Origin of the sequence: Stenotrophomonas bentonitica, assembly GCF_002887735.1 — a bacterium.
Taxonomy (GTDB): Bacteria; Pseudomonadota; Gammaproteobacteria; order Xanthomonadales; family Xanthomonadaceae; genus Stenotrophomonas; species Stenotrophomonas bentonitica_A.
The window spans coordinates 108,426-130,654 of sequence record NZ_PKQP01000009.1 but is presented as its reverse complement, the minus strand read 5'-3'; the positions used below and the strand labels follow the sequence as shown (position 1 = coordinate 130,654).

20 protein-coding genes are annotated in these 22,229 nt (G+C 67.4%); 4 read left to right on the top strand and 16 right to left on the bottom strand.

What is annotated here, in order from left to right:
* Positions 1-28: 28 nt before the first annotated feature.
* Entirely contained in the window at positions 29-766 is a 738-nt protein-coding gene (locus C0R07_RS15890; RefSeq protein WP_019186020.1) for a pteridine reductase, read from the top strand.
* 146 nt (positions 767-912) lie between these two features.
* Here the strand turns inward: C0R07_RS15890 and folK are convergent, their stop codons facing one another.
* Positions 913-1,404, bottom strand: a complete 492-nt coding sequence (folK, locus tag C0R07_RS15885) for a 2-amino-4-hydroxy-6-hydroxymethyldihydropteridine diphosphokinase (RefSeq protein WP_046274262.1) — start codon at positions 1,402-1,404, stop codon at positions 913-915.
* 84 nt (positions 1,405-1,488) lie between these two features.
* Between folK and C0R07_RS15880 the strand changes: the two genes are divergently transcribed.
* Positions 1,489-2,223 carry a 20S proteasome subunits A/B gene (locus C0R07_RS15880; protein ID WP_046274261.1) on the top strand — a complete coding sequence of 245 codons (735 nt, stop codon included), beginning with the start codon at positions 1,489-1,491 and terminating at the stop codon, positions 2,221-2,223.
* Here the strand turns inward: C0R07_RS15880 and C0R07_RS15875 are convergent, their stop codons facing one another.
* The 4 genes from C0R07_RS15875 to C0R07_RS15860 all read right to left on the bottom strand — a co-directional run bounded on the left by C0R07_RS15875 (position 2,224) and on the right by C0R07_RS15860 (position 6,585).
* On the bottom strand, positions 2,224-3,738 hold the full coding sequence (locus C0R07_RS15875; RefSeq protein WP_019186023.1) for an ATP-binding response regulator: 1,515 nt from the start codon (positions 3,736-3,738) through the stop codon (positions 2,224-2,226).
* Positions 3,739-3,742: 4 nt separating this feature from the next.
* Positions 3,743-4,183, bottom strand: coding sequence for a response regulator (locus C0R07_RS15870; RefSeq protein WP_019186024.1), 441 nt, complete (start codon positions 4,181-4,183; stop codon positions 3,743-3,745).
* Positions 4,180-6,000, bottom strand: coding sequence for a sensor histidine kinase (locus C0R07_RS15865; protein ID WP_102789396.1), 1,821 nt, complete (start codon positions 5,998-6,000; stop codon positions 4,180-4,182). The genes C0R07_RS15870 and C0R07_RS15865 overlap by 4 nt, the downstream gene beginning before the upstream one ends.
* A 207-nt stretch (positions 6,001-6,207) precedes the next feature.
* Entirely contained in the window at positions 6,208-6,585 is a 378-nt protein-coding gene (locus C0R07_RS15860; RefSeq protein WP_019186026.1) for a BON domain-containing protein, read from the bottom strand.
* Between the two features lie 170 nt (positions 6,586-6,755).
* Between C0R07_RS15860 and C0R07_RS15855 the strand changes: the two genes are divergently transcribed.
* On the top strand, positions 6,756-7,796 hold the full coding sequence (locus C0R07_RS15855) for an oxidoreductase (protein WP_046274278.1): 1,041 nt from the start codon (positions 6,756-6,758) through the stop codon (positions 7,794-7,796).
* 93 nt (positions 7,797-7,889) lie between these two features.
* On the opposite strand, the gene gnd is transcribed toward C0R07_RS15855, so the two are convergent.
* The 7 genes from gnd to C0R07_RS15820 all read right to left on the bottom strand — a co-directional run bounded on the left by gnd (position 7,890) and on the right by C0R07_RS15820 (position 15,278).
* On the bottom strand, positions 7,890-8,792 hold the full coding sequence (gnd, locus tag C0R07_RS15850; protein WP_102789395.1) for a phosphogluconate dehydrogenase (NAD(+)-dependent, decarboxylating): 903 nt from the start codon (positions 8,790-8,792) through the stop codon (positions 7,890-7,892).
* A 3-nt stretch (positions 8,793-8,795) separates the two neighbouring features.
* On the bottom strand, positions 8,796-10,079 hold the full coding sequence (locus C0R07_RS15845) for a hypothetical protein (protein ID WP_254427878.1): 1,284 nt from the start codon (positions 10,077-10,079) through the stop codon (positions 8,796-8,798).
* Positions 10,080-10,101: 22 nt separating this feature from the next.
* A complete protein-coding gene (locus C0R07_RS15840) occupies positions 10,102-10,728 on the bottom strand; it encodes a DUF2242 domain-containing protein (RefSeq protein ID WP_070425951.1) in 627 nt (208 codons plus the stop codon).
* Positions 10,729-10,856: 128 nt separating this feature from the next.
* On the bottom strand, positions 10,857-13,034 hold the full coding sequence (locus tag C0R07_RS15835; protein WP_019186031.1) for a carboxy terminal-processing peptidase: 2,178 nt from the start codon (positions 13,032-13,034) through the stop codon (positions 10,857-10,859).
* Between the two features lie 238 nt (positions 13,035-13,272).
* A complete protein-coding gene (gene lipA, locus C0R07_RS15830) occupies positions 13,273-14,286 on the bottom strand; it encodes a lipoyl synthase (protein WP_070471954.1) in 1,014 nt (337 codons plus the stop codon).
* A gap of 18 nt (positions 14,287-14,304) precedes the next feature.
* On the bottom strand, positions 14,305-15,012 hold the full coding sequence (gene lipB / locus C0R07_RS15825) for a lipoyl(octanoyl) transferase LipB (RefSeq protein ID WP_070471951.1): 708 nt from the start codon (positions 15,010-15,012) through the stop codon (positions 14,305-14,307).
* Positions 15,000-15,278: a DUF493 family protein gene (locus tag C0R07_RS15820; protein WP_019186034.1), complete on the bottom strand. Its 279-nt coding sequence runs from the start codon at positions 15,276-15,278 to the stop codon at positions 15,000-15,002. The genes lipB and C0R07_RS15820 overlap by 13 nt, the downstream gene beginning before the upstream one ends.
* Positions 15,279-15,471: 193 nt before the next feature.
* On the opposite strand from C0R07_RS15820, the gene C0R07_RS15815 reads away from it, so the two are divergent.
* On the top strand, positions 15,472-16,536 hold the full coding sequence (locus C0R07_RS15815) for a lipid A deacylase LpxR family protein (RefSeq protein ID WP_019186035.1): 1,065 nt from the start codon (positions 15,472-15,474) through the stop codon (positions 16,534-16,536).
* Positions 16,537-16,645: 109 nt separating this feature from the next.
* On the opposite strand, the gene C0R07_RS15810 is transcribed toward C0R07_RS15815, so the two are convergent.
* The 4 genes from C0R07_RS15810 to rodA form a co-directional block, all read right to left on the bottom strand.
* On the bottom strand, positions 16,646-17,863 hold the full coding sequence (locus tag C0R07_RS15810) for a D-alanyl-D-alanine carboxypeptidase family protein (RefSeq protein WP_070471949.1): 1,218 nt from the start codon (positions 17,861-17,863) through the stop codon (positions 16,646-16,648).
* 106 nt (positions 17,864-17,969) lie between these two features.
* A complete protein-coding gene (locus C0R07_RS15805) occupies positions 17,970-19,286 on the bottom strand; it encodes a septal ring lytic transglycosylase RlpA family protein (RefSeq protein ID WP_019186037.1) in 1,317 nt (438 codons plus the stop codon).
* The gene (gene mltB / locus C0R07_RS15800) at positions 19,283-20,428 is read right to left on the bottom strand and encodes a lytic murein transglycosylase B (RefSeq protein ID WP_102789393.1); all 1,146 of its coding nucleotides are present in this window, start codon (positions 20,426-20,428) and stop codon (positions 19,283-19,285) included. Before mltB ends, C0R07_RS15805 begins: the two co-directional genes overlap by 4 nt.
* A gap of 597 nt (positions 20,429-21,025) precedes the next feature.
* Positions 21,026-22,126 (bottom strand): rod shape-determining protein RodA, encoded by a 1,101-nt coding sequence (gene rodA, locus C0R07_RS15795; RefSeq protein WP_102789392.1) that lies wholly within the window; start codon positions 22,124-22,126, stop codon positions 21,026-21,028.
* Between the last annotated feature and the right edge of the window lie 103 nt (positions 22,127-22,229).

Below are 22,229 nucleotides of genomic sequence, written 5' to 3'. Positions count from 1 at the left end.
AGCATAGCCTGAGCAGGGAGTACCCCCGATGACCGATACCGCGCCCGTGGCGCTGATCACCGGCAGCGCGCGCCGGATCGGCGCGGCCATCGCCCGCCAGTTCCACGCCTGTGGCTGGTCGGTGGTGCTGCACGCCCACACCTCCACCACCGAGCTGCAGCAGATGGCCTTCGACATGGACATGCTGCGCCCGGGCAGCGTGCTGGCGCTGCAGGCCGACTTGCGCGATGCCGAGGCCCTGCCCGATCTGATCGACCAGACCGTGGCCCAGTTCGGCCGGCTGGACACGCTGGTCAACAATGCCTCCAACTTCTACCCCACCCTGCTTGGCCAGATCACCGCCGCCCAGTGGGATGACCTGTTCGCGGTCAATGCGCGTGCCCCGCTGCTGCTGGCCCAGGCCGCCGCGCCGCACTTGCGCCGCCAGCAGGGCAGCATCGTCAACCTGACCGATCTGCATGGCACCCAGCCGATGCGCGACCACCCGGTGTACGCGGCCGCCAAGGCGGCGCTGGAAATGGTGACCCGCTCGCTGGCGCTGGAACTGGCGCCCAAGGTACGGGTCAACGCGGTCGCGCCCGGGGCGATCCTGTGGCCGGAACAGGGCAAGGATGATTTCGCCCAGCAGGCGCTGCTGGCGCGTACCCCGCTGGCCCGCACCGGCACCGTGGAGGAGATCGCCGAAGCGGTGTACTGGCTGGCCACGGATGCGGCGTTCGTGACCGGGCACACCCTGCGCGTGGATGGCGGGCGGACGTTGTCCTGAACACCCGTTGGACCGCCCCGGTAGTGCCGGCCGCTGGCCGGCTCCTCGTGAACCCGACGTGGCCGCAGTACAGGCCGCTGGCCGGCTCCGCATGAATCAGGTGTTGTCGCAGTGCCGGCCAGCGGCCGGCACTGCCCGGTGCATGATTACGCGGGCAACAGGTCCATCGTGTCGAACGGCTCGCCGAACTGCCGGTGGGCACGCCACAGCGCCTCCAGGGTCAACCCGCTGACCGGATCGCGGAACGCCGGCGCGATATCGGCCAGCGGCTTGAGCACGAAAGCATGCTTGAGTTCGGGGCGCGGAATGCGCAGATGGCCGGGGCCCTCCACGATCAGGTCGCCGTAGAACACCACATCGATGTCCAGGGTGCGGTCGCTGAAGCGCGGGCCGCTGCGGTCGCGCCCGTGGGCGTCTTCCAGCGCATGCAGCCAATCATCCAGCGTCTGCAATGGCAGGTCGGTCTCGATCGCCACCGCATTGTTGAGGAAATCCGGGCCATCGAAGCCCACCGCGGCGGTGCGGTAGGCCGGCGAGACCGCGATCGTGCCGAAGCGCGCGCGCAGGGCCTCCACCGCGGCGTGAAGGTGCTGTTGCGGCTGCAGGTTGCTGCCCAGGCTCAGGAGCGCAGTGGTCATGGTATTCAGCGTACGTGGGGCGATTCCACACCGGGCCAACAGGGCCAGCGCATAGAATCGGGGTGCACATCATAGGACACCGACATGACCTATTGCGTCGGCATCGAGGTGGACGAAGGCCTGGTCTTCGCCGCCGATACCCGTACCAACGCGTCGCTGGACGACGTGCGCGTGCACCGCAAGCTGCACGAGTTCGAGTTCCCCGGGGAGGCGGCCTTCGTGATCATGGCCGCCGGCAACCTGGCGACCACCCAGCTGCTGATCTCGCGGCTGCGCCGTGACGTGGAAGAGCAGCGGCCGGAAAACCTGCGCGCCTACCGGCATCTGTTCGAAGTGGCCGAGTACGTGGGCCGGGTCCTGCTCGACAGCCAGGTCAAATCCAGCACGCATGAGGCGGGCCAGGACGGCATCGTGACCCAGGCGACGCTGATCCTCGGTGGCCAGATCGGCGGCGAGCACCCCGGGCTGTACATGATCTATCCGCTCGGCAATGCCATCGCGGCCTCGCCGGAAACCCCGTTCCTGCAGATCGGCGAATCCAAGTACGGCAAGCCGATTTTGGACAGGATCCTGCGCCCTCAGACCCGCCTGGAAGATGCCGCGCGCACCGCCATCGTCTCGCTGGACTCCACGATCCGGTCCAATCTCTCGGTGGGCTTGCCGGTGGATCTGGTGCTGATCCGCAAGGATGACCTGCGCATCACCCAGCGCATGCGCCTGGCCGGCGACAGCCCGCTGTATGCCGAGATCCACGGCAACTGGTCGTACAAACTCGAACAGGCCGTGGCCAGCCTCCCACGCTTTCCGTGGGAAGGCTGATCAGGCGGTTTCCAGCGCCTCGGCCACCGAACGGAATACCTGCTGCATTTCCAGCGGCTTGCGCAGTACGTGCACGTTGATGCCGGGCGGGAACACCGCCAGCGGCACGGTGACATCGGCTTCTTCCAGCACCAGCGCCGGACCGCGATAGCCCAGCGTGGCCATCTCGCCCAGCAGGTGGCTGGCCGAGAGCAGCTTGGAACCGGCATCGGCGATCACCAGCGCGGGCATGCTTTCCTGCTGCATCCAGCGCAGCGCGGCCGCGCCATCGGAGGCCAGCTGCAGGTGGTAACCCTGGCTGGAGAGCGCGTTGCCCAGCAGCGACAGGCGCGTCGCCTCACCATCCACGACCAGGATCGACTGGCCGGCACCAGCGGCGATCGGCCCATCCACGGCGTCGGCGGTGTCGGTGATCTCGCGCATCGGCAGCAGCAGATCGAAGCGCGTGCCCACACCGGGCTGGCTGTCGACGTGGATGCTGCCGTGCGCGCCCTCGATGATGCGCTTGCACGAGATCAGGCCCAGGCCGGTGCCGGTCGCCTTGGTGGTGAAGAAGGGATTGAACAGGTGCGACAGCGTGTCCGCATCCATGCCGATGCCCTCGTCGGTCACCGAGATGCGCAGCCAGTCGTCGCCATGGGTATCGGCCGCAGGGGCGGCACGCAGGGTCAGACGGCCGCCATTGGGCATGGCCTGGATGGCATTCAGGGACAGGTTGAGCAGTACCTGCTGCAGCTCGGTGTAATTGGCATCCACCGCCAGGCCGTCGGCCACCTCCAGGTGCAGGGTGACCTTGGCCGGCAGGTTGCTGCGCAGGAGCAGCTCCACGCCTTCGAACAGGTGGACCAGGCAGATGTGTTCGCTGGGCTTGCGCGACCCGCGCACGAAGGACAGCATCGACTCGGCCATCTCATGACCACGCCGGCCGCACTCGGCGATGATGTCGGCCAGGTGGTGCAGCTGCGGGTCTTCGGTCCGCGCCTTCATCAGGTCGGGCATGATCAGCAGCGGCTGCAGGATGTTGCGCAGGTCGTGGCTGAGCCCGGCCGCCAGCAGCGACAGGCTTTCCAGCCGCTGGGCACGCATCAGCTCGGCTTCCACGCGCTGGCGGTCGATCGCGCTGCGCGCTTCGCGCACTGCACGGGCCACCGCCGAGGGCAGACGCGCCGGCTGGTGCTTGATGATGTAGTCGTTGGCGCCCTGGTGCAGGGCCGCCACGGCGTTTTCCTCACCCATCGTGCCGGACACGAAGATGAAGGGCACCTCGGGCAAGGCAGCGCGCACGATCTGCAGCGCCTCGTTGCCGGAGAAGCCGGGCATGCTCAGGTCGGAGAGCACGATGTCCGGCGCGGCGCGCTCGAGCGCCTCACGCAGTTCCTGCGCGCTCTCCACCCGCTCGAAGCTGGCTTCCAGGCCAGCGTCGAGCATCTGTTCGCACATCAGTTCGGCGTCTTCCGGCGAATCCTCGATCAGCAGGATCCGCAGGGCACCCAACGCAGGGCCGGTCAGCGGCATGGGCTTACTCGATCTCCGGTGCCTGGTTGATCAGGCCCCAGAACTTGCCCAGGGTCTGCACGGCGCCGAAGAACTGGTCCACGTCCACCGGCTTGACCACGTACGCGTTCACGCCCATGTCCCAGCTGCGCGCCAGATCGCTTTCTTCGCGCGAGGAGGACAGGATCACCACCGGCAGCCGCTTGAGCTCCTCGGTGTTGCGGATTTCCTTGAGCACTTCCAGGCCGTCCATGCGCGGCATCTTGATGTCCAGCAGCAGCACCGCCGGCAGGCCTTCGTCGCGGTTGGCGAAGGCGCCACGGCGCAGCAGGTAGTCCATCGCTTCCACGCCGTCTTCGACGTGCACGATCGGGTTGGCCAGGCGGGCCTCCTTCAGGGCGTCGATGGCCATCTCGGCGTCGGCGGGGCTGTCCTCGGCAAGGAGGATGGTACGGAGAGCGGTCATGCGGCGGAGCCCTTGTTGATTGCGTCGAGCGCGGGTGGAAGAACGAAGTGGAACGTGGCGCCTTGATCGACCGCCGATTCGGCCCAGATGCGACCGCCGTGGCGGGTCAGCACCCGGCGGACACTGGCCAGGCCGATGCCCGTGCCCGGGTAGTCGCTGGCCTTGTGCAGCCGCTGGAACACCCCGAACAGCTTGCCGGCATAGGCCATGTCGAACCCGGCGCCGTTGTCGCGCACCGTGAACAGGTGGCTGCCGTCAGGCTGCAGCTTGTAGTCGACCTCGATCCGGGCCGGCTCGCGGTTGGAAGAATACTTGATCGCGTTGCCGAGCAGATTCAGCCAGACCTGGCGCATCATGTTTTCATCGGAAACGATGATCGGCAGCGGCGCGATCTTCCAGTCGACATGGTGCGGCACGCCGGTGCTCTCGGCCTCGCTCTGCTGGTTGGCATCGAGCATGGCGCGGGTATCGGCGACCAGCGACTGCATGTCCACCGCCTGCAGCCGCATCGCCGCCCGGCCCAGGCGCGAATAGACCAGCAGATCGTCGATCAGCGCGGCCATGCGCCGGGCGGAATTGGAAATCACGCCCAGGTAATGCAGGGACTTCTCGTCGGCCTCGTCGCCCAGGTGGCGGGTGAGCTTGTCGGAGAAGCCGGCCACGTGGCGCAACGGCGCGCGCAGATCGTGCGAGACCGAGTAACTGAAGGCTTCCAGTTCGCGATTCACCTCCGAGACCTGCTCGACCTTGCCTTCCAGCTGGCGGTTCAGTTCCTCCACCCGCAGTTGTACGGCGCGCTGCACGGTGACATCGCTGACCGTCATCAGCACCACTTCATCGTCCTTGTCCGGCAGCGGCATGCGCCGCGCGTTGATCAGCATGATCCGCACCACGTCATCGGCGGTGCGCTGTTCGTGTTCGTAATCCCACAGCTCGCGGCCGCGCAGCAGCACGTCGGTCAGGCGCTGGCGGACCACCGCATCGGCCCAGGCCCCGTCGCCGATGCTGTCCAGCGGCAGCCCTTCGGCCGAGGTTTCCTCGTCCAGCCCGTACAGTTCGGCGAACGCGGGATTGTGCATCTGCACGCGCAGGCTGCGGTCCAGCAGCACGATCGGCTCGCGCACCGTGTGCAGCACCGACGCGGCACGTCCGGCCGCGCGCAGCGAGGCGCGTTCGGCGCTGAGACGATGGCGGATCTGGCGTTGCAGCAGCCACAGCACCAGGCCGAGCAGCAGCAGCTGCACCACCAGCGCCGACCAGGAAATGAACTCGCCCTGGCGCTGCTGGGCCGCGAACAGCGCCGAGCGCTTGGCGAGCAGCTGCTCTTCGGTGGCCTGCAGTTCTTCGACCAGGTTGCGGATCGGATAGCGGGTGGTCAGGTCGGCCACCAGCTGCCGCTGGTCGGCATCGGGCGCCGAGCGGGCCAGCTGCTTGGCCAGCTCCATGCGGCGTTCGAGCATGGACTGGATGCGACCGATGCGGATCAGCTGATCCGGATTGTCACGGGTCAGCTCGGCCAGCCGGGCCAGCCGCCCGGGGATATCGTCGGCCTGGGCCAGGCGTTCGCGCAGGCCAGGCGCATCGATGCCCTTGGACATGGTCAACGCGGCCGATTCGACATCGCGCACGTCGGCCTGCAATTGGTATACAGCCACGCCGACATCCTGGGTGTGGGTGACCCAGTTCATCGCATCGATGTTGTCATCGGCCAGCTTGCGCAGGGTGAGCCACGGCACCACGATGATGGCTACCGCCGCCAGGGCCAGTGCCGGCAATCGCCAGCGGTCCCAGATTTGATCACTGAACACCAGCGCCATAGTCCCTCTTCAGCTCGGTGCCACACCCGGTCCTGCCCATGCGCGTACAGCCGGCATGCGCACCGCACGGCGATGGCGAAGCGCTGAATATACTCCACCCCTTTGTGAATACGCGCTCGCTCACCTGACTGAACAGCGCGCGGGCCCGGCAAGCGCGCACAAAAAAGCGCGCCCGAAGGCGCGCTCTGTTCAACGGTGCAGCAGGACTCAGCGCTTGGCGGCGGTCGCGGCGACCTTCAGGCCAGCGGCGTCGACACGCTTGACGCCCTTGATCTGCTGGGTTACACGGACGGCCTTGTCATGCTCGGCCTGGCTGGCAACGGTGCCGGTGAGGGTGACCACGCCATTGACGGTCTCCACCTTCACTTCGGTACCCGGGACGTTTTTGCTGGTCAGCAGGTCGGTCTTGACCTTGGTGGTGATCCAGCTGTCGGTGACCGGCTCAGCCGAATCGTGGGTATCGGCGTGGGTCATCGCGGCATGATCGGTGGTTTTCGGCGGATCCTTGGCCATGGCGGAAGAGGTGCCCAGCACCATGCCCAGGGCCAGCGAAGCAGCAAGCAGATTACGGGTCGTGTTGGTCATGTTCGAATTCCTTTGCGGATGTGCAGCCAGTGTCCGTGCCGGGCCGTGGACGGGACGTGGGCGCCGCATAACGCTGCCGTGAACCACTCAGCTTCCTGCCGAACCGTTCAGATTTCCGCCGCGCACGCCCAGCCGTTACGCTGTCCTGCCCCGTTATGTTGGAGCGCACCATGGCCGCCGTACTGCAGGTGGGATTGATCGGTTATGGCTTGGCCGGCAGCGTCTTCCATGCGCCGTTGATCCTGCACACGCCGGGCCTGGCGTTGCACAGCATCGTCAGCTCGCAGCGCGACCGGTTGCTGCGCAGCTTCACCGATGTGCGCATCTGCGCGGACCCGCAGCAGCTGTTCGACGACCCGGCGGTGGATGCGGTGGTGATCGCCACGCCGAACGATGCGCATGCCCCTCTGGCGCGCGCTGCACTCGCGGCGGGCAAGCATGTACTGGTCGACAAGCCGTTCGCGCTGTCCGTTGCGGAGGCCGAATCGGTGGTGCGGGCCGCGCAGGCGGCCGAACGCGTGGTCACCGTCTTCCAGAACCGCCGCCATGACGCCGACTTCCTCACCCTCAAGCAGGTGATCGACGAGGGCCGGATCGGTCGCGTCGCCGAATGCCATTCCCACTTCGACCGCTTCCGCCCGCAGGTGCGCGAGCGCTGGCGCGAAAGCGATGCGCCCGGCAGCGGCCTGTGGATGGATCTGGGCCCCCATCTGCTGGATCAGATGCTGCAGTTGTTTGGCTGGCCCGGCGCGATCAGCGTGGACCTGATGGCGCAGCGTGAGCACGCGCTGGGCAACGACTATTTCCACGCGGTGCTGCACTACCCGCGGCACCGCGCGATCCTGCACGCCGGCTCGCTGGTGGCCGCCTCCGGCCCGCGCTTCATCGTGCATGGCGATGCCGGCAGCTATCTGAAAGACGGGCTGGACGTGCAGGAAGACCAGCTGCGCCGCGGTATCGCACCGGGTGCGCCGGGCTGGGGCCTGGACCCGCAGCACGGGCATCTGGTGCGGGTCGACGCCGAGGGTCACACCCAGCGCAGCACCGTGGACAACGTGCCCGGTGATTACCGTGCGTTCTATGCGCAGTTCCGCGATGCGATGCTGGGCGTGGCAGAGGCACCGGTCAGCACCGCGCAGGCGCTGCAGCTGATGCGCCTGCTGGAGGCCGGTGCGGAAAGTGCGCGCAGCGGGCGACGGATAACGCTCTGAGGCAACGCCCTGGCTCACTCACTCTGGCCGGGGGATCCAGCGCTGGCGGCCACGGGCCGGACGATCACCTTCGCCGGCCCGCATTGGTCCGGCTTACGTGGTCTTGATCGCGTGACCACCGAACTCATTACGCATCGCCGCCAGCAGGCGGTCGCTGAAGGAATTCTTCTCGCGCGAGCGCAGGCGTTCGAGCAGGGACAGCGTGATCACCGGCGCCGGCACGTCCAGATCGATCGCCTCGGCCACGGTCCAGCGGCCCTCGCCGGAGTCTTCGACATACGGCGCGATGCCCTCCAGCTGCGGGTTGCGGCCCAGTGCATCGGCACTGAGGTCGAGCAGCCACGAGCGCACCACGCTGCCGTGCTGCCAGCCCTTGGCCACCTGCGCCAGATCGAGATTGAAGTCGGTCTTGTGCTGCATCAGCGCGAAGCCTTCAGCATAGGCCTGCATCATCCCGTACTCGATGCCGTTGTGGACCATCTTGCAGAAGTGCCCTGCCCCGCTCGGGCCGACGTGCGCCCAACCACGGTCCTCGGCCGGTGCCAGCGTGCGGAAGATCGCCCCGATCCGCTCGACCGCGGCCTTGTCGCCGCCGATCATCAGGCTGTAGCCCTCCTGCAGGCCCCACACCCCTCCACTGGTGCCGCAGTCGATGTAGGTCACGTCCTCGCCCTGCAGCTGCTCGCTGCGGCGCATGGAATCCTTGTAATACGAGTTGCCGCCGTCGATCACCACGTCGCCTTCGGACAGATGCGGCGAGAGCGACGCCAGGGTCTGGTCAACCACGCCGGCCGGCACCATCAGCCACACCACGTGCGGCACCGGCAGCGCCGCAAGCGTCTCGGCGATCGAGGCACTGACCTCGAAACCGCGCTCGGCGGCCGCGGTACGCGCGGCCTCACCGGGATCGACACCGATCACGTGGTGCCCGCCGCGATGCAGGCGCTCGGCCATGTTGGCGCCCATGCGGCCCAGCCCAATCATTGCAATATCCATGACTCACCTTTGCTCAGCTTGCGAATGCGGTTGTGTAACAGGAGGTACCGTCGCTGCCGCGCATTGCCGCAGCTGCGCCTGGACCCAGCGCCGGTACAACGTGGTGTGCAGATTGTGCAGCCCCAGCTCGATCGCGAACGGCGTGCGCGGATTGCGATCGAGCAGGCGCGCGATGTGATATCCGATAGGACGTATACCGCGAGGATGCACGTAAATCAGGAACCCCTGGTAGAACGGATCGTCCAGCAACGCATCCAGTTCCTTCAGCAGCGGTTGCTGCTCGGCCGGTACCTCGCGCCGCCAGATCGGATCCCGCTCGATCAGCAGCCGCTCGAAGCGGCGCGGCCCCGGGCCCGGCATGCGCTGGGCCAGTGACCAGATGCGCCGGTTGATCTGGTCGTAGTAGGCAAAGCCGTCGTGCTCGCGCAGCGCGCGCGCCGCGGCATCGCTGACATCGACCACTACGAAGTTCTCGGCCTGGTTGTTGATGTCGTCCAGGTACTTCCGCTCGAACACGTGCTCGATGAAACCGGGCGTGCCGACGAAGGCCTGCCGCCCGCGCAGGGCGGTCTGCTTCGCCTTGCCATCGGCCAGGAACTCACCGGCGTGCCGGCCCAGCAGGATGCTGTCGGTCTCGTGCAGGGTCAGGAAGGTGCCGATGGAGAGCTCATCGGCCGAGAACTCGCGATCGAACGCGGCATCGCCGTACAGCTCGCGCTGGGTCGCCAACTGCGCGACCTGGCGGCCGACCCCGCATTCGGCCCGTACGCGGCCCTCGTAGAAGGTCTGCAGTGCCGCGCTGTTGGCCTCGGCCGGCTGATAGCCGCGACCGAAGCTGCGGAAGCGCTCCCAGCCCTTGGCCTGCGCGCCGCCTGCACCGAAACCGATCCAGCCCAGCTGCAAGGCCGAGAAGCGGAAGCCGTCGTTGTTCTGCAGGGCGGTGGTGGCCCGGCGCGTGGCCGCGCCCAGCTTGAATGCATACGCACAGACCGTGCCCGGGTCATCGAACAGGGTCGGCAGCCAGGCCTGGCGCTGCTGCGCCGACCACTGCCGCGGCAGCCGTACGCGCAGGTCACCTGCGGCCTGCGCCTGGCGCAGGTCGGCGCGCTCGCACACCGGTCCGGCATGGACCACCGGCGCAGCGACGTCCGCCTCACTGAACTGCCAGCCCAGCGCTTCCAGCACGCCCTGCGCGCACGACGCCGCGCTCCACGCACTGGCCGCCGGGATCAGCCCCAGCAGCACCGCGAGCGCACAGCGGCGCCAGCGCCGCGATCCTGCTGCCATGGCGCGCCGCACCCCCGCCCGCTCAGCGCAGGGAGGCCGGGGTATCGCTCACCACCGTGGCTGGCGTCGGCTCCACCGCCGCAGCGGGGGCGGTCGCCGGCGCGGCAGCCGGGCTGGGCTCGGGCACGGCCGCTGCCGGCAGGTACTGCTGCAGGCGCTCGAAGAAGCGGCGATAGAAGGTGGCGTCCTGCACGGTACTGCTGGCCACTTTCACCAGCGAGTCGTCATTGCTGCCGAACGGCAGCGAGACCGAGCCCAGCGCGCCGACGCCGACGCTGGCCGAGGTCGGGCTTTTCTTCAACGCGTAGCGGTCCTGCACCGCGCTGACGAACACCAGCGCCTGGTCACCGCGCGGCGCGCACGAAATACGCAGCACCAGCTGCTCGTGCTCTTCATCCCTGGGCTGGAAGTTCTTGTTGCCTTCCACGGCATCATCGCCGGCGCGGGCGATCGCATAGCCCTGGCTGAGCAGGGTGCGGCGGGCGGCCTCGCAGGCCTGGGCAGGCGGGCCGGGCACCGTGCGCGAATAGGTATCGCCGGAGTCGAACGACTCACGGATCAGGGTGCTGTCGGCGGCGCGGCCGCCACAGGCGGTCAAGGCGGCGAACACCGCCAGCAGCGGGATCGAACGTACACGACGAAAGCGCATGGCCGCTCCTGCGGAAATCCAGCCTCCAAGGATAGACCCGTGCGCGTTGGCAGGAGGTGGATACGCACAGGCCGCCCCGAAGGGCGGCCTGTGGAGTTGTCACCTGTTCAGCTGGTGGCGGCCGGTGGTCAGTCCGCCCAGCGGCCCGCGGCAGTCGACTGTGGCAGGACCTGGGCCGACAGCGGGCGGTCGGCCTCGAGCAGGTTCACCGCATCGGCCAGGATCGCCGCCGACTCGCGCAGCAGCGGATCCGGGCGCTTTTCGGCGGCCTTCTCGCGGGCGGCATCCTTGACGATGTCGCGTTCGTTGCCGGTCAGGCCGTCGTCATTGCTGTCGTCGGCCAGCGGGTCCAGATCCAGGCCCAGCTGCTTGCGGATCGCCTGGCGATCGGTGCGCTGCTTGTCCTGCTTCTCGCGCTCGGCGCGGCGCTCGGCCTCGTTGAGCGAGATGTACTTCTTGGCCTTCTCCGCCCGGAACTGCTCGACATCCTCGTTCCACCACTGGAACTCCTTGTCGGCGGCGATACGCGTGTCGTGGCGGCTTTCCAGCTTGGGCAGCAGCGGGCCGAAGTTGCCGTACTGGGTGTGCGGCACCGCGGCGATGCGGGTCCACGGCAGCGCGTTGTCGTAGGTGCTTTCGCCGTACTCGCTGGCGTCCACGCTGGCCGGGAAGGCCAGATCGGGCACCACGCCCTTGTGCTGGGTGCTGCTGCCGCTAACGCGGAAGAACTGGGCGATGGTCAGCTTGACCTGGCCGAAGCGCTGGGTCTCGCCACTCGGCCACCGGTCCAGATCGACGATGTTCTGCACGGTGCCCTTGCCGAAGGTGGTCTCACCGATCACCAGGCCACGGCCGTAATCCTGGATGGCGCCGGCGAAGATCTCCGAGGCCGAGGCCGAACCGCGGTTGATCAGCACGGCCAGCGGGCCATCCCACGCGACCACTTCGCTGCGGTCGCTGTTGACGGTGACGCGGCCACCGGATTCGCGGACCTGGACCACCGGGCCCTGTTCGATGAACAGACCGGTCAGTTCGATCGCTTCATCCAGCGAACCACCGCCGTTGTTGCGCAGGTCCAGCACCACGCCGTCGAGCTTGTCGGCCTTGAAGCCGGCCAACAGCTTGGCCACGTCGCGCGTCGCCGACGCGTAGTCCGCGGCATTGCGGCGGCGGCCTTCAAAGTCCTGGTAGAAGGTGGGCAGCTTGATCACGCCCACCTTGCGCTCGGGCTCTCCATCCTTGGCCGGAATGGTCAGGGTCTCGCCCTTGGCGGCCTGTTCGGCCAGACGCACCTTCTGGCGGGTCAGCACCAGGGTGTGGTGCTTGCCGTCCACGCCTTCTTCGGCCGGGATGAACTCCAGGCGGACCTGGGTATCGCTCTTGCCACGGATCTTGGCCACCACGTCATCGATGCGCCAGCCGATCACGTCTTCCAGCGGACCGGACTTGCCCTGGCCGACGCCGACGATGCGGTCGCCCGGCTTGAGCGTGCCATTGACCGCGGCCGGACCGCCGGCGATGACCTCGCGGATCACCACCATGTCGTCCTGGCGCTGCAGCTGCGCGCCGATGCCTTCCAGCGACAGCGACATCGCCTGGTTGAAGTTCTCGGCGGTGCGCGGGGTGAAGTAATCCGTGTGCGGGTCCACGGCGCTGGTGTAGGCGTTGAGGAAGAACTGGAACACGTCCTCGCCCTTCAACTCATTGACCGACTTTTCCAGCGTCGCGTAGCGCTTGTCCAGCGTCTTGCGGATCTCGGCCGGCTGCTTGCCGGCCAGCTTCAGGCGCAGCCAATCATTCTTGACCGACTTGCGCCACAGATCGTCCAGTTCGGCGCTGCTCGCGGCCCACGGCACGTCCTTGCGGTCGTACTCGAACTTTTCGTCGGTGCTGAAATCGAAGTCCTGCTTGAGCAGCTTGCGCGCATACCCGACGCGCTCGCCCACGCGCTGCTTGTAGACCGCGAACACCTGGAACGCCGGCTCCAGCTCGCCGCCGCGGATGGCGGTGGCGATGTTGGCCTCGAACGGGGCGAAGCGGGTGATGTCGGCCTGGGTGAAGAACTGCTTGCTGCTATCGAGCGATTCCAGATAGCGCTTGAAGACGTCCTTGGAGGTCGCGGCATCCAGTGCGCGCGGCCGGTAGGCGTATCGGCTGTCCGACAGCAGCCCGTAGACCAGCTTGGAGGTGGTCACCTGGTCGGGTGTTGCCGCCGAAGGCAGCGCGGGCGAATCGGCGTAGGCGGCCAGTGCCATCGGCGCGGTGAGCGCCAGGGCCATCAGGAATGCGGGGGCTTTGAATTTCATGGACTAGCTCGTGGCACCTTGCCAAGGGAGAGACTGCGTGCATTACAGACACCACGACAGTGCCGAAAGTTGCCGCGTTTGTCACCGGGGCCTTCAGCCTACCGAGGCCGTTGGAGAAATTTGTGAATACCGGCGGGATCGGCAGGCAGGCACAGGCCTGCGGCCATCCGCGGTTCAGGGCCGCGGCCGGGGAAAGACGGAGTGGATTGGCAGAACGGGCCCCGAAGGGCCCGCTGGATCAACCGGCGACGCCGGCGTCGGCCGCCTGGCGGTCGGCATGGTAGGACGAGCGCACCATCGGACCGGAGGCGACGTGGCTGAAGCCCAGCGCATTGCCGTACTCCTCCAGCGCCTTGTACTCCTCGGGGGTCCAGTAACGCAGCACCGGGTGGTGATGCGCGGTCGGCTGCAGGTACTGGCCGATCGTGATCATGTCCACATCGTGCTCGCGCAGGTCGCGCAGCGTGGCCTGGACCTGCTCCAGGGTCTCGCCGAGGCCGAGCATGATGCCGGACTTGGTGGCGATCTCCGGGTGCTGGGCCTTGAACTTCTTGAGCAGGGTCAGCGACCACTGGTAGTCCGCGCCCGGGCGCACATTGCGGTACAGGTCCGGCACGGTTTCGATGTTGTGGTTGAACACATCCGGCGGGTTGGTCGCCAGGATCTCCAGCGCGCGCTCCATGCGGCCCTTGCCACGGAAATCCGGGGTCAGCACTTCGATCTTGGTGTTGGGCGACCTGGCGCGGATGGCACCGATGCAGTCGGCGAAGTGCTGGGCACCGCCGTCGCGCAGGTCATCGCGGTCCACGCTGGTCACCACGACATACTTCAGGCCCATGTCCGCCACCGTCTGGGACAGGCTGGCCGGCTCGTTGGCATCCGGCGGCTTGGGCCGGCCGTGGGCGACGTCGCAGAACGAGCAGCGGCGGGTGCAGACCTCGCCGAGGATCATGAAGGTCGCGGTGCCGTGGCTGAAGCACTCGTGGATGTTGGGGCAGCTGGCTTCCTCGCAGACCGTGACCAGGCGGTTTTCGCGCAGCTTGGCCTTGAGGTTCTGCACGGCATTGCCGGAGGGAATCCGCACGCGGATCCACGACGGCTTGCGCAGCACCGGCACGTCGGCGAACTGCACCGGGGAGCGGCCGATCTTGTCACCGCCGATCTGTTTGACGCCCGTCTGCAACGGGGCGGCGGACGGCGTGTCGCCCTGCACAACCTGCAGGGGAATGAGGCGAGCGGTGGTTTCAGTCATGGCCTTGGTCGGCGGCGTTCACGCCGCGTCAGTCAAATCGGGTAATTCAGCGGCCGGCTCGAGGGCCAGGCCGAACTGGCGGGCAAGATGGCCCAGCAGCACCGGCGTGACGGCTGCCATGCCGGACGGTCCCCCCAAGTCTACCACCGAGGTCACCTGCAGCCCTTGATAGCCACAGGGGTTGATCCGGCGGAACGGTTCCAGGTCCATGGCCACATTGAAGGACAGGCCATGGAAGGTGCAGCCACGGCGGACGCGGATGCCCAGGGCGGCGACCTTCGCCCCGCCCACGTAGACCCCGGGCGCGCCCTCCAGCCGCTCGGCGCCGATGTTCCAGTCGCCGAGGGTGTCGATGATGGCCTGCTCGATGCGGCAGACGTAGTCGCGCACGCCGATCCCCAGCCGACGCAGCTGCAGCAGCGGGTAGATCACCAGCTGGCCGGGGCCGTGGTAGGTCACCTGGCCGCCGCGGTCGACATGCAGAACGGGAATATCGCCGGGGGCGAGCACGTGCTCGTCCTTGCCGGCCTGGCCCAGGGTGAACACCTGGTCGTGCTCGACCACCCACAGCTCGTCGGGGGTGTCCTCGGTGCGGGCATCGGTGAAGCGCTGCATCGCGTGCCAGACCGGGGCATAGGGCTGGCGGCCGAGGTCGCGCACAATGGCCGGTTGCGGCGCCCGGTCACCCGGGGCCGCAGCGGTGGCGCAGCTGGTTACAGCGTCCACTTCACTTCCGGGTGGTCGCGCAGGGCGTTGTGGGCGGCGTCGTACTGGTCGCGGTTATCCGCCTTGAACACCAGCCGCACCGACACATACTTGCCGTTGGACGAGTGTTTCCAGCTGATGCGCTCGCTCAGCACATCCACGCCGGCCAGCTCGAGCAGGCGCGGCAGTTCGCGTTCCAGGTCCTTGCCGGCTGCGCCCATGGCGCTGAGTTCGAACTGGCCGGGAAACTGGAAGCCGTGGTCGGGGTTGTCAGACTTGATCTCCATGACCGGGATTATGGGGATGCCTGCGCCCGAACCCAAGCGCTGCTTGATCGTGCGCACAGCGGCGCCGAACGGCCCGTGAAAACGCCTGTATCGCCACTGATACGCAGCAGTGCGTGCGCAGTGCTGTTCACGACATCACGCTCTGATTACGCTGTACCGGCTTAAGAAAGAATAAATCCCCGTCTGGTATCCCATGTCTCTGAAGCCCTTTGCGCTGCCGGCCGCACTCGCCGGTGTCCTGGCCCTGGCCGCGCCTGCCGCCCACGCCGCCACTCAATGCGGGCCCGATGCGATGCGCGAGCACCCGCCGCAGGTCAATTTCCGCGTCGACAACGACCTCTTCGGTGGCAAAGACCAGGACCAGGGCTATACCAACGGGGCCCAGATCACCTTCGTCTCGCCGAATCTGGTCGATTACACCGATGACCCGTGCCTGCCGCGCCTGGCGCGCTGGGTCAACAGCCACCTGGAGCGGCTGCATCCGGGCGAGTACGAACAGCAGAACATGATCTTCAGCCTGGCCCAGGGCATCTTCACTCCCACCGATTTCACCCGGAAGGACCTGATCGAGGATGACCGGCCGTATGCGGGCGTGCTGATCGGCAGCTTCGGTTACAACGCGCGTCGCGGCGACCGGTTGCAGACCACGCAGCTGGCGTTGGGCGTGGTGGGGCCGTGGGCCCAGGGTGAGGAAGTCCAGAACGCGGTGCACGAGCTGCTGGGCGATGAGAAGTTCCAGGGCTGGGACAACCAGCTGCACAACGAGCCGGTGATCATGCTCACGCACGAGCGGATGCGCCGGTGGCCAGCCGACGCCAGTGAGAACCTGGGGGGCTGGGGCTGGGATGCGATCAGCCACTACGGTGGCGCGGTGGGCAATCTGGCCACGCACCTCAATGCCGGTGGCGAGGTGCGCTTTGGTTGGAAGTTGCCGGACGATTTCGGCAGCACGCCGCTGCGCCCGGCCGGTGAGAACACTGCGCCGACGCGCGGCGGCAAGCCGAGCGGCTGGTCGTGGCATCTGTTCGCCACCACGGATGCGGCGTGGGTGATCCGCGATATCACGCTGGACGGCAATACCTTCCGCAACAGCCACAGCGTGGACAAGCGCCACGTGGTAGGGACGGCCGGTTACGGGCTGGCGGTGATGCGCGGTCGCTGGAAGTTCGCGCTGGCCCGTTACCACAGCACGCGCGAGTTCGATGGGCAGCGTGAGGCGCCGGTGTTCGGCAGCTTCACGATCAGCCGGTCGCTGTAAGCGAGCGACTGATCGTGAAGCGGGTAGCTGCCGACCGTTGGTCGGCTCATCGCCCACCCCAAAAAAAGACCGGCTTTCGCCGGTCTTTTTTCAGTGCGGTCGAACCGGATTACTCCGATTCCCACCACATCCAGAAGCTGTCCCACAGGCGCTTGAAGAAGCCGGCTTCTTCCACGGCGGCCACGGCCACCAGCGGGGCCTGGGCGACGACCTGGTTGTCCAGCATCACCTTCAGGGTGCCGACCTGCTGGCCGGCGGTGAACGGCGCTTCGAGGGTCTTGGGCACATCGATGCTCGGCTTGAGATCGTTGTAGCGGCCGCGCGGGACGCTGACCAGCATCGGCTGGGCCACGCCCAGCTGCAGCTTGTCGGTCTTGCCCTTCCACACCTTGTGCTCGGCCACGACCTTGCCCGGCTCGTACATGCGGTGGGTTTCGAAGAAGCGGAAGCCCCAGTTGAGCAGCGCCAGGCTGTCATCGGCGCGCTGCTTTTCCGAGCCGCCACCGAGCACCACGGCGACCAGGCGCTGGTCACCCCGCTGGGCCGAGCTCATCAGGCAGTAGCCGGCTTCGGAGGTATGGCCGGTCTTGATGCCGTCCACGCTCTGGTCGCGCCACAGCAGCAGGTTGCGGTTGGGCTGGGTGATGTTGCCGACGGTGAATTCCTTCACCTTGTTGTAGGCGTAGGTTTCCGGATAGTCACGCACCATCGCGCGGCCCAGCAGGGCCAGGTCGTACGCGGTGGTGTGGTGGCCCGGGGCGCTCAGGCCATGGGCGTTGACGAAGTGGGAATCCTTCATGCCGATCTTGGCCGCGTAGCTGTTCATCAGCGAGGCGAAGGCCTCTTCGCTGCCGGCCACGTGTTCGGCCAGGGCGATCGCGGCATCGTTGCCGGACTGGATCGCCATGCCCTTTTCCATGTCTTCCAGGCGTGCGGTCTGGTTGACCGGGAAGCCGCTGTAGCTGCCGTCGGTGCCGGCGCCGCCCTCGCGCCAGGCGCGCTCGCTCATCATCACCTGGTCATCGGTGCGGACCTTGCCGTTCTTGACCTCGGCGGCCACGACATACGACGTCATCACCTTGGTGATGCTGGCCGGGGCCAGTTGTTCGTGCACGTTTTCACCGGCCAGGACCTGCCCGGTGGCGTAATCCATCAGGATCCAGGCCTTGGAGACGCTGGGCTTGGGGGCCGGCGGGGTCGCCACGGTGGCCGGAGCGGCGGCGGCGGGAGCAGGCGCCGGTGCCGGGGTCGGCGCAGGGGTCTGGGCGGAAACCATGCCCACGAACAGGGTCGTGGCCATGGCAGCGGCGGCAAAGCGGAATTTCATCGGACAGCAAGCTCCTGGAGGGCGCCAAGGGGTGGATGAGGGATAACGGGCATTGTAGGCCCAAGGAGCGGCGGCACGCGCTGGCGTGCCGCGGGCAGTGGAAGGCTCAGTCCTTCACGATCTGCGGCGCCCCGAAGCCCAGACCGGCAATCCGGCCGGCAAGTTCCGAGGCGCTGGCATGGTCGGGGGCCGGCACGCGCAGGCGCCACAGGGTGCGCCCGCCACTGACGATGTCGCTGATGCTGGCCCCGGCGATGCCCGCCGAGGACAGCTGGCCGAGCGCGCGGGTGGCGTTGTCACGGCTGGCGAAGCTGGCGACCTGCAGCAGCACGCTGCCGAGCACCTGCTGGGAAAGCGTTGCACCGGGGGCCGGTGCCGGACGCGCCGCGGGTGCGGCGGCGGGCAATGCGGCCACCGCCACCGGCGCACTGTTGACGCTGGCAGCCTGGGTGGTGGCGGGCTTGCCGGTGGCAACGCGCACACCGTTGTCGCGCATCCAGTGATCAAAGTTGTCGGCGTTGCCCGGCTTGGCCGAATCGGCCACGCGGTAGCGGTACTTCTCGCCGGCCGGTTTGGCGGCGGCGGTCGCCGTGGCGGCCGGCAGCTTGCCGACCAGCGCATCCATCTCGCTGGCACTGCGCACGGCAGCGGCGGGCGCGGAGGCGGCGGCAGCCGCAGCGGCGGCGACCTCGCGGCGCTCGCGGCGGCTGGGCTTGTCGACCATCAGGTTGTCATCCCCCGGTGCCAGCGCACGCACCTCCACGTTGCCAGTGCCGCGCTGGGTGATACCCAGGCGCACGGCGGCGGCATAACTGAGATCGACCACGCGCCCATCGTGGAACGGGCCGCGATCGTTGACGCGCACGATCACCGATTCGCCGTTGTCCAGGTTGGTCACCCGGGCAAAGCTCGGCAGCGGCAGTGTCTTGTGCGCGGCGGTGAAGGCGTACATGTCGTACACCTCGCGGTTGGAGGTCAGGCGGCCGTGGAACTTGGCGCCATAGTAGGAAGCAGTGCCCTTCTCGGCATAGCCGCGGGTCTTGTCCATCACCTGGTACTGCTTGCCCAGCACCACGTACGGCGATTTGTTGCCGATCGGCGAGCGCGGCAGATCGACCACTTCCGGCTCGGGAATGCAGGCCACGTTCGGGATGTAGGTGGGGGTGCTGTCATTCACGCCCGGCTTGTACAGACCGCCGGCGCGGTAATCGCCGCGCGTGCTGGGATCTTCAGCAGCCGCCTTGTAGGGAGAGCCTTCCGGACAATGCGCCGGGCGCCCGCCCTTGCCCTGCACCACCGCGGCGGACGGCTTGCTGCTGCCGGCGCTGCTGGCACCGGGTTTCTTCGGCGCACTGCTGCAGGCGGCCAGTGCCAGTATCAACAGACCCGGGATCAGCCATCTGGAGCGTGCGATCGTGTTCATGCCGGCGGCAACTCCTGTCCAGCAATGGCCTGGGACAGCTGGTACACGGCCATCGCATACATTTTCGAGAGGTTGTAACGGGTAATGGCGTAGTAGTTCTGGAAGCCCAGCCAGTACTGCTTGCCGGTGCTGCCTTCCAGCGTGATCGGGGTGGCGGTCAGGCCCGCGGCGACCGGCACGCTGGGCTGGTACCCCCGCTGGGCCAGCTGCGGCAGCGTCCAGGTCGGCGCCCATTCGGTCGGATTGAATTCCTCGCGACCGGCCTGCAGCGTGGCTGGCACGGCCACCGGGCCACCCCGGACCCAACCGCCCTTCTTGACGAAGTAATTGGCGATCGACGAGAACACGTCGTCGTAGCTGTTGAACAGATCGCGGCGGCCATCGCCGTTGCCGTCCACCGCATAGTCCAGATAGCTGGAGGGCATGAACTGGCCCATGCCCATCGCGCCGGCGTAGCTGCCCTTGATCGCGGTGATGTCCAGCTTTTCATCGCGGGTCAGCGCGAACAGGCGCGACAGCTCGTCGCGGAAGAACAGCTCGCGGCGCACTTCACGTTCAAGCTTGGCCGGGTCGCCGCTGCGCGGGTACTTGAAGGCCAGTGTGTACAGCGCATCGAGCACGGGGTAGTTGCCGGTATTGCCGCCGTAGCTGGTTTCCACGCCGATGATCGCCACGATCACCTCGGCCGGGACGCCGGTGCGCTGCTGCACGCGCATCAACTCATCGCGGTGCTGGGCGAGGAATTTCTTTCCGCCCTCGATCCGCGCCTGTCTGATGAACATCGGCCGGTACTCGTTCCACGGTTTGACCCGCTCGGCCGGGCGCGACATCGCGGCGATGATCGGATCACGGATCTGCGCCTGGGCAAGTGTCGCCTCGATCTGCGCGGCCGGAATGCCGTAACGGGCGGCGGTATCGCGCACGAAGTTGGCGCGGGCCACCTCGAAGGGCACCGGGGTCAGATCCACCGGGGCGGCGTTGGCCCCAGCTGCCTCCGGGGCAGCTTCGGCCGGACCCTTGCTGCCGGGGGCCGGCGTGACGGGAACACCCGAGGCCTGCGGCGTCGGTGAAGGAGTCTGCGGCTGGGTCGCACAAGCGACCAAACCGAGCGTGAGCATGCAGGCCAGGGAGCGTCGAATCATCGCGGCAGGTTAGCAGGTCATGGATGAATTAAAACCCCTAAGACCATGAATCTCAACGGATTGCCCGAGTTTCTCCACTGCCGTTAAGGCCGTGTGTAGACAGGCGCATGACCGGCGCCCATTCATGTATTGCTGCAGGGGCGCCATGATCGCGGCGGTACCGGTGTGCGGCACGGCCCGCCACCAAGCGGCCGGGGCAGCCCAGCAAGGGCGGCCACGCAATGCACGTCTCACTTTTGGAAGTTGGTAGGGACGGCACAAGAGGTTCGCCGGTTGCGTCCCCATCCCCGCAGACGCAACCGGCCAAACCGGACCTGATCGGCAGCGGCGCGGCGCGCATCTCCCCAGCGCGCGCTTCGCCCCTCTGCCTGTGAGGTCAACTACTCCCCGCCAGACTCCCCCTCCGCGATGCTTGGCTCAGCGCGTCGTTGTTGGCGGGCCGCCATTGTGCAGGCCGTTTACGACAAGTCCATTGATCGAGATCAAGTCACTTCATATCTGTGCGCCACTTCTCACTTTTGCCCGCGCGCGTTGACAACGTGTGCACCTGAAACCGTTTCCCCATGGGTGCCCGCGCAGCAGCTGCGCAAACGTCGCTCATGTGGCATGCACCGGCTGGTGCTGTCGTGCGGCCATGACCAGCCCGAAACTGGCCAGCAGCGAGACCGCCGAGGTGCCGCCATAGCTGATCAGCGGCATCGGCACGCCCACCACCGGCAGCAGGCCGGAGATCATGCCGCCGTTGACCAGCACATAGACGAAGAACACCAGGCCGGTGGTGCCCACCAACAGGCGCGAGTAGCCACAGCGCGATTGGCTGGCGATCCACAGGCAGCGCGCGGTAACGAACAGGAACAGGCTGAGCACCACTACCACGCCGACCGAGCCGAACTCCTCGGCCAGCACCGAGAAGGCGAAGTCGGTGGTGTACTCGGGCAGGAAATCCAGCGTGGCCTGGGTCCCCTGCCCCCAGCCTTTGCCGTGCATGCCGCCCGAGCCGATCGCGATCTTGGACTGGATGATGTTCCAGCCGGTGCCCAGCGGATCGTTCTCCGGGTACAGGAAGGTCAGCACGCGATCCTTCTGGTACTGGCGCAGCAGCCCGAACCAGGCCAGCGGCGCAGCGACCGACAGCCCGCCCAGGGCCACGGCCATCCACCACCAGCGCAGACCCGCCAACAGCAGCGCGAACACCCCGCTGGCGGTCACCAGCGTGGCCGTGCCGAGGTTGGGCTGCAGCAGGATCAGCACGGCGGGGCCACCGATCAGCACCGCGGCGGTGAGCACCGCACGCGGCCGCGGCGGCAACGGCTGCTTGTGCAGGTACCAGGCCATCATCATCGGCAGGCTCAGCTTGAGCAGCTCGGAGGGCTGCAGGTAGAACACGCCCAGGTTCAACCAGCGCTGGCCGTATTTGCCGGTGCCCACCACATACACCGCCAGCAGCGGCAGCAGGGACAGGGTGTAGATCCACGGCGACCACGCGCGTAGTTCCACCACCGGCAGCCGCGACAGCCCCCACAGGGCGGCAAGCCCGGCGCCGTAGCGCATCGCCTGCGCATGCACGGGCCCGTCCACGCTGTGCAGCACGGCCAGGCCGGCCACCATCAGCAGGCACAAGGCGCCCAGCAGCGGCAGATCCAGCGTGCGGAAGAAGAAATGGAACACGGCGCGTGCGCGCTGCAGTAGTTCGACCATGCGGACGACTCCTGTGGATGACGCGACGCACAGCAGGAGGCGACACGGCGAACAGAAAGCGGACCCGCGATGCGGGCCGGCGCGAGCGCAGGACCGTAACACG

Coding starts and splice junctions, on each gene's coding strand:
- gnd (WP_102789395.1), bottom strand. CDS start 8,792: ATGGATATTGCAATGATTGGGCTGGGCCGCATGGGCGCCAACATGGCC.
- C0R07_RS15835 (WP_019186031.1), bottom strand. CDS start 13,034: ATGAAATTCAAAGCCCCCGCATTCCTGATGGCCCTGGCGCTCACCGCG.
- C0R07_RS15860 (WP_019186026.1), bottom strand. CDS start 6,585: ATGACCAACACGACCCGTAATCTGCTTGCTGCTTCGCTGGCCCTGGGC.
- C0R07_RS15845 (WP_254427878.1), bottom strand. CDS start 10,079: ATGGCAGCAGGATCGCGGCGCTGGCGCCGCTGTGCGCTCGCGGTGCTG.
- C0R07_RS15820 (WP_019186034.1), bottom strand. CDS start 15,278: ATGGAGATCAAGTCTGACAACCCCGACCACGGCTTCCAGTTTCCCGGC.
- lipA (WP_070471954.1), bottom strand. CDS start 14,286: ATGACTGAAACCACCGCTCGCCTCATTCCCCTGCAGGTTGTGCAGGGC.
- C0R07_RS15805 (WP_019186037.1), bottom strand. CDS start 19,286: ATGAACACGATCGCACGCTCCAGATGGCTGATCCCGGGTCTGTTGATA.
- mltB (WP_102789393.1), bottom strand. CDS start 20,428: ATGATTCGACGCTCCCTGGCCTGCATGCTCACGCTCGGTTTGGTCGCT.
- C0R07_RS15880 (WP_046274261.1), top strand. CDS start 1,489: ATGACCTATTGCGTCGGCATCGAGGTGGACGAAGGCCTGGTCTTCGCC.
- C0R07_RS15875 (WP_019186023.1), bottom strand. CDS start 3,738: ATGCCGCTGACCGGCCCTGCGTTGGGTGCCCTGCGGATCCTGCTGATC.
- C0R07_RS15840 (WP_070425951.1), bottom strand. CDS start 10,728: ATGCGCTTTCGTCGTGTACGTTCGATCCCGCTGCTGGCGGTGTTCGCC.
- C0R07_RS15865 (WP_102789396.1), bottom strand. CDS start 6,000: ATGGCGCTGGTGTTCAGTGATCAAATCTGGGACCGCTGGCGATTGCCG.
- C0R07_RS15810 (WP_070471949.1), bottom strand. CDS start 17,863: ATGAAATTCCGCTTTGCCGCCGCTGCCATGGCCACGACCCTGTTCGTG.
- folK (WP_046274262.1), bottom strand. CDS start 1,404: ATGACCACTGCGCTCCTGAGCCTGGGCAGCAACCTGCAGCCGCAACAG.
- C0R07_RS15890 (WP_019186020.1), top strand. CDS start 29: ATGACCGATACCGCGCCCGTGGCGCTGATCACCGGCAGCGCGCGCCGG.
- C0R07_RS15855 (WP_046274278.1), top strand. CDS start 6,756: ATGGCCGCCGTACTGCAGGTGGGATTGATCGGTTATGGCTTGGCCGGC.
- rodA (WP_102789392.1), bottom strand. CDS start 22,126: ATGGTCGAACTACTGCAGCGCGCACGCGCCGTGTTCCATTTCTTCTTC.
- C0R07_RS15815 (WP_019186035.1), top strand. CDS start 15,472: ATGTCTCTGAAGCCCTTTGCGCTGCCGGCCGCACTCGCCGGTGTCCTG.
- C0R07_RS15870 (WP_019186024.1), bottom strand. CDS start 4,183: ATGACCGCTCTCCGTACCATCCTCCTTGCCGAGGACAGCCCCGCCGAC.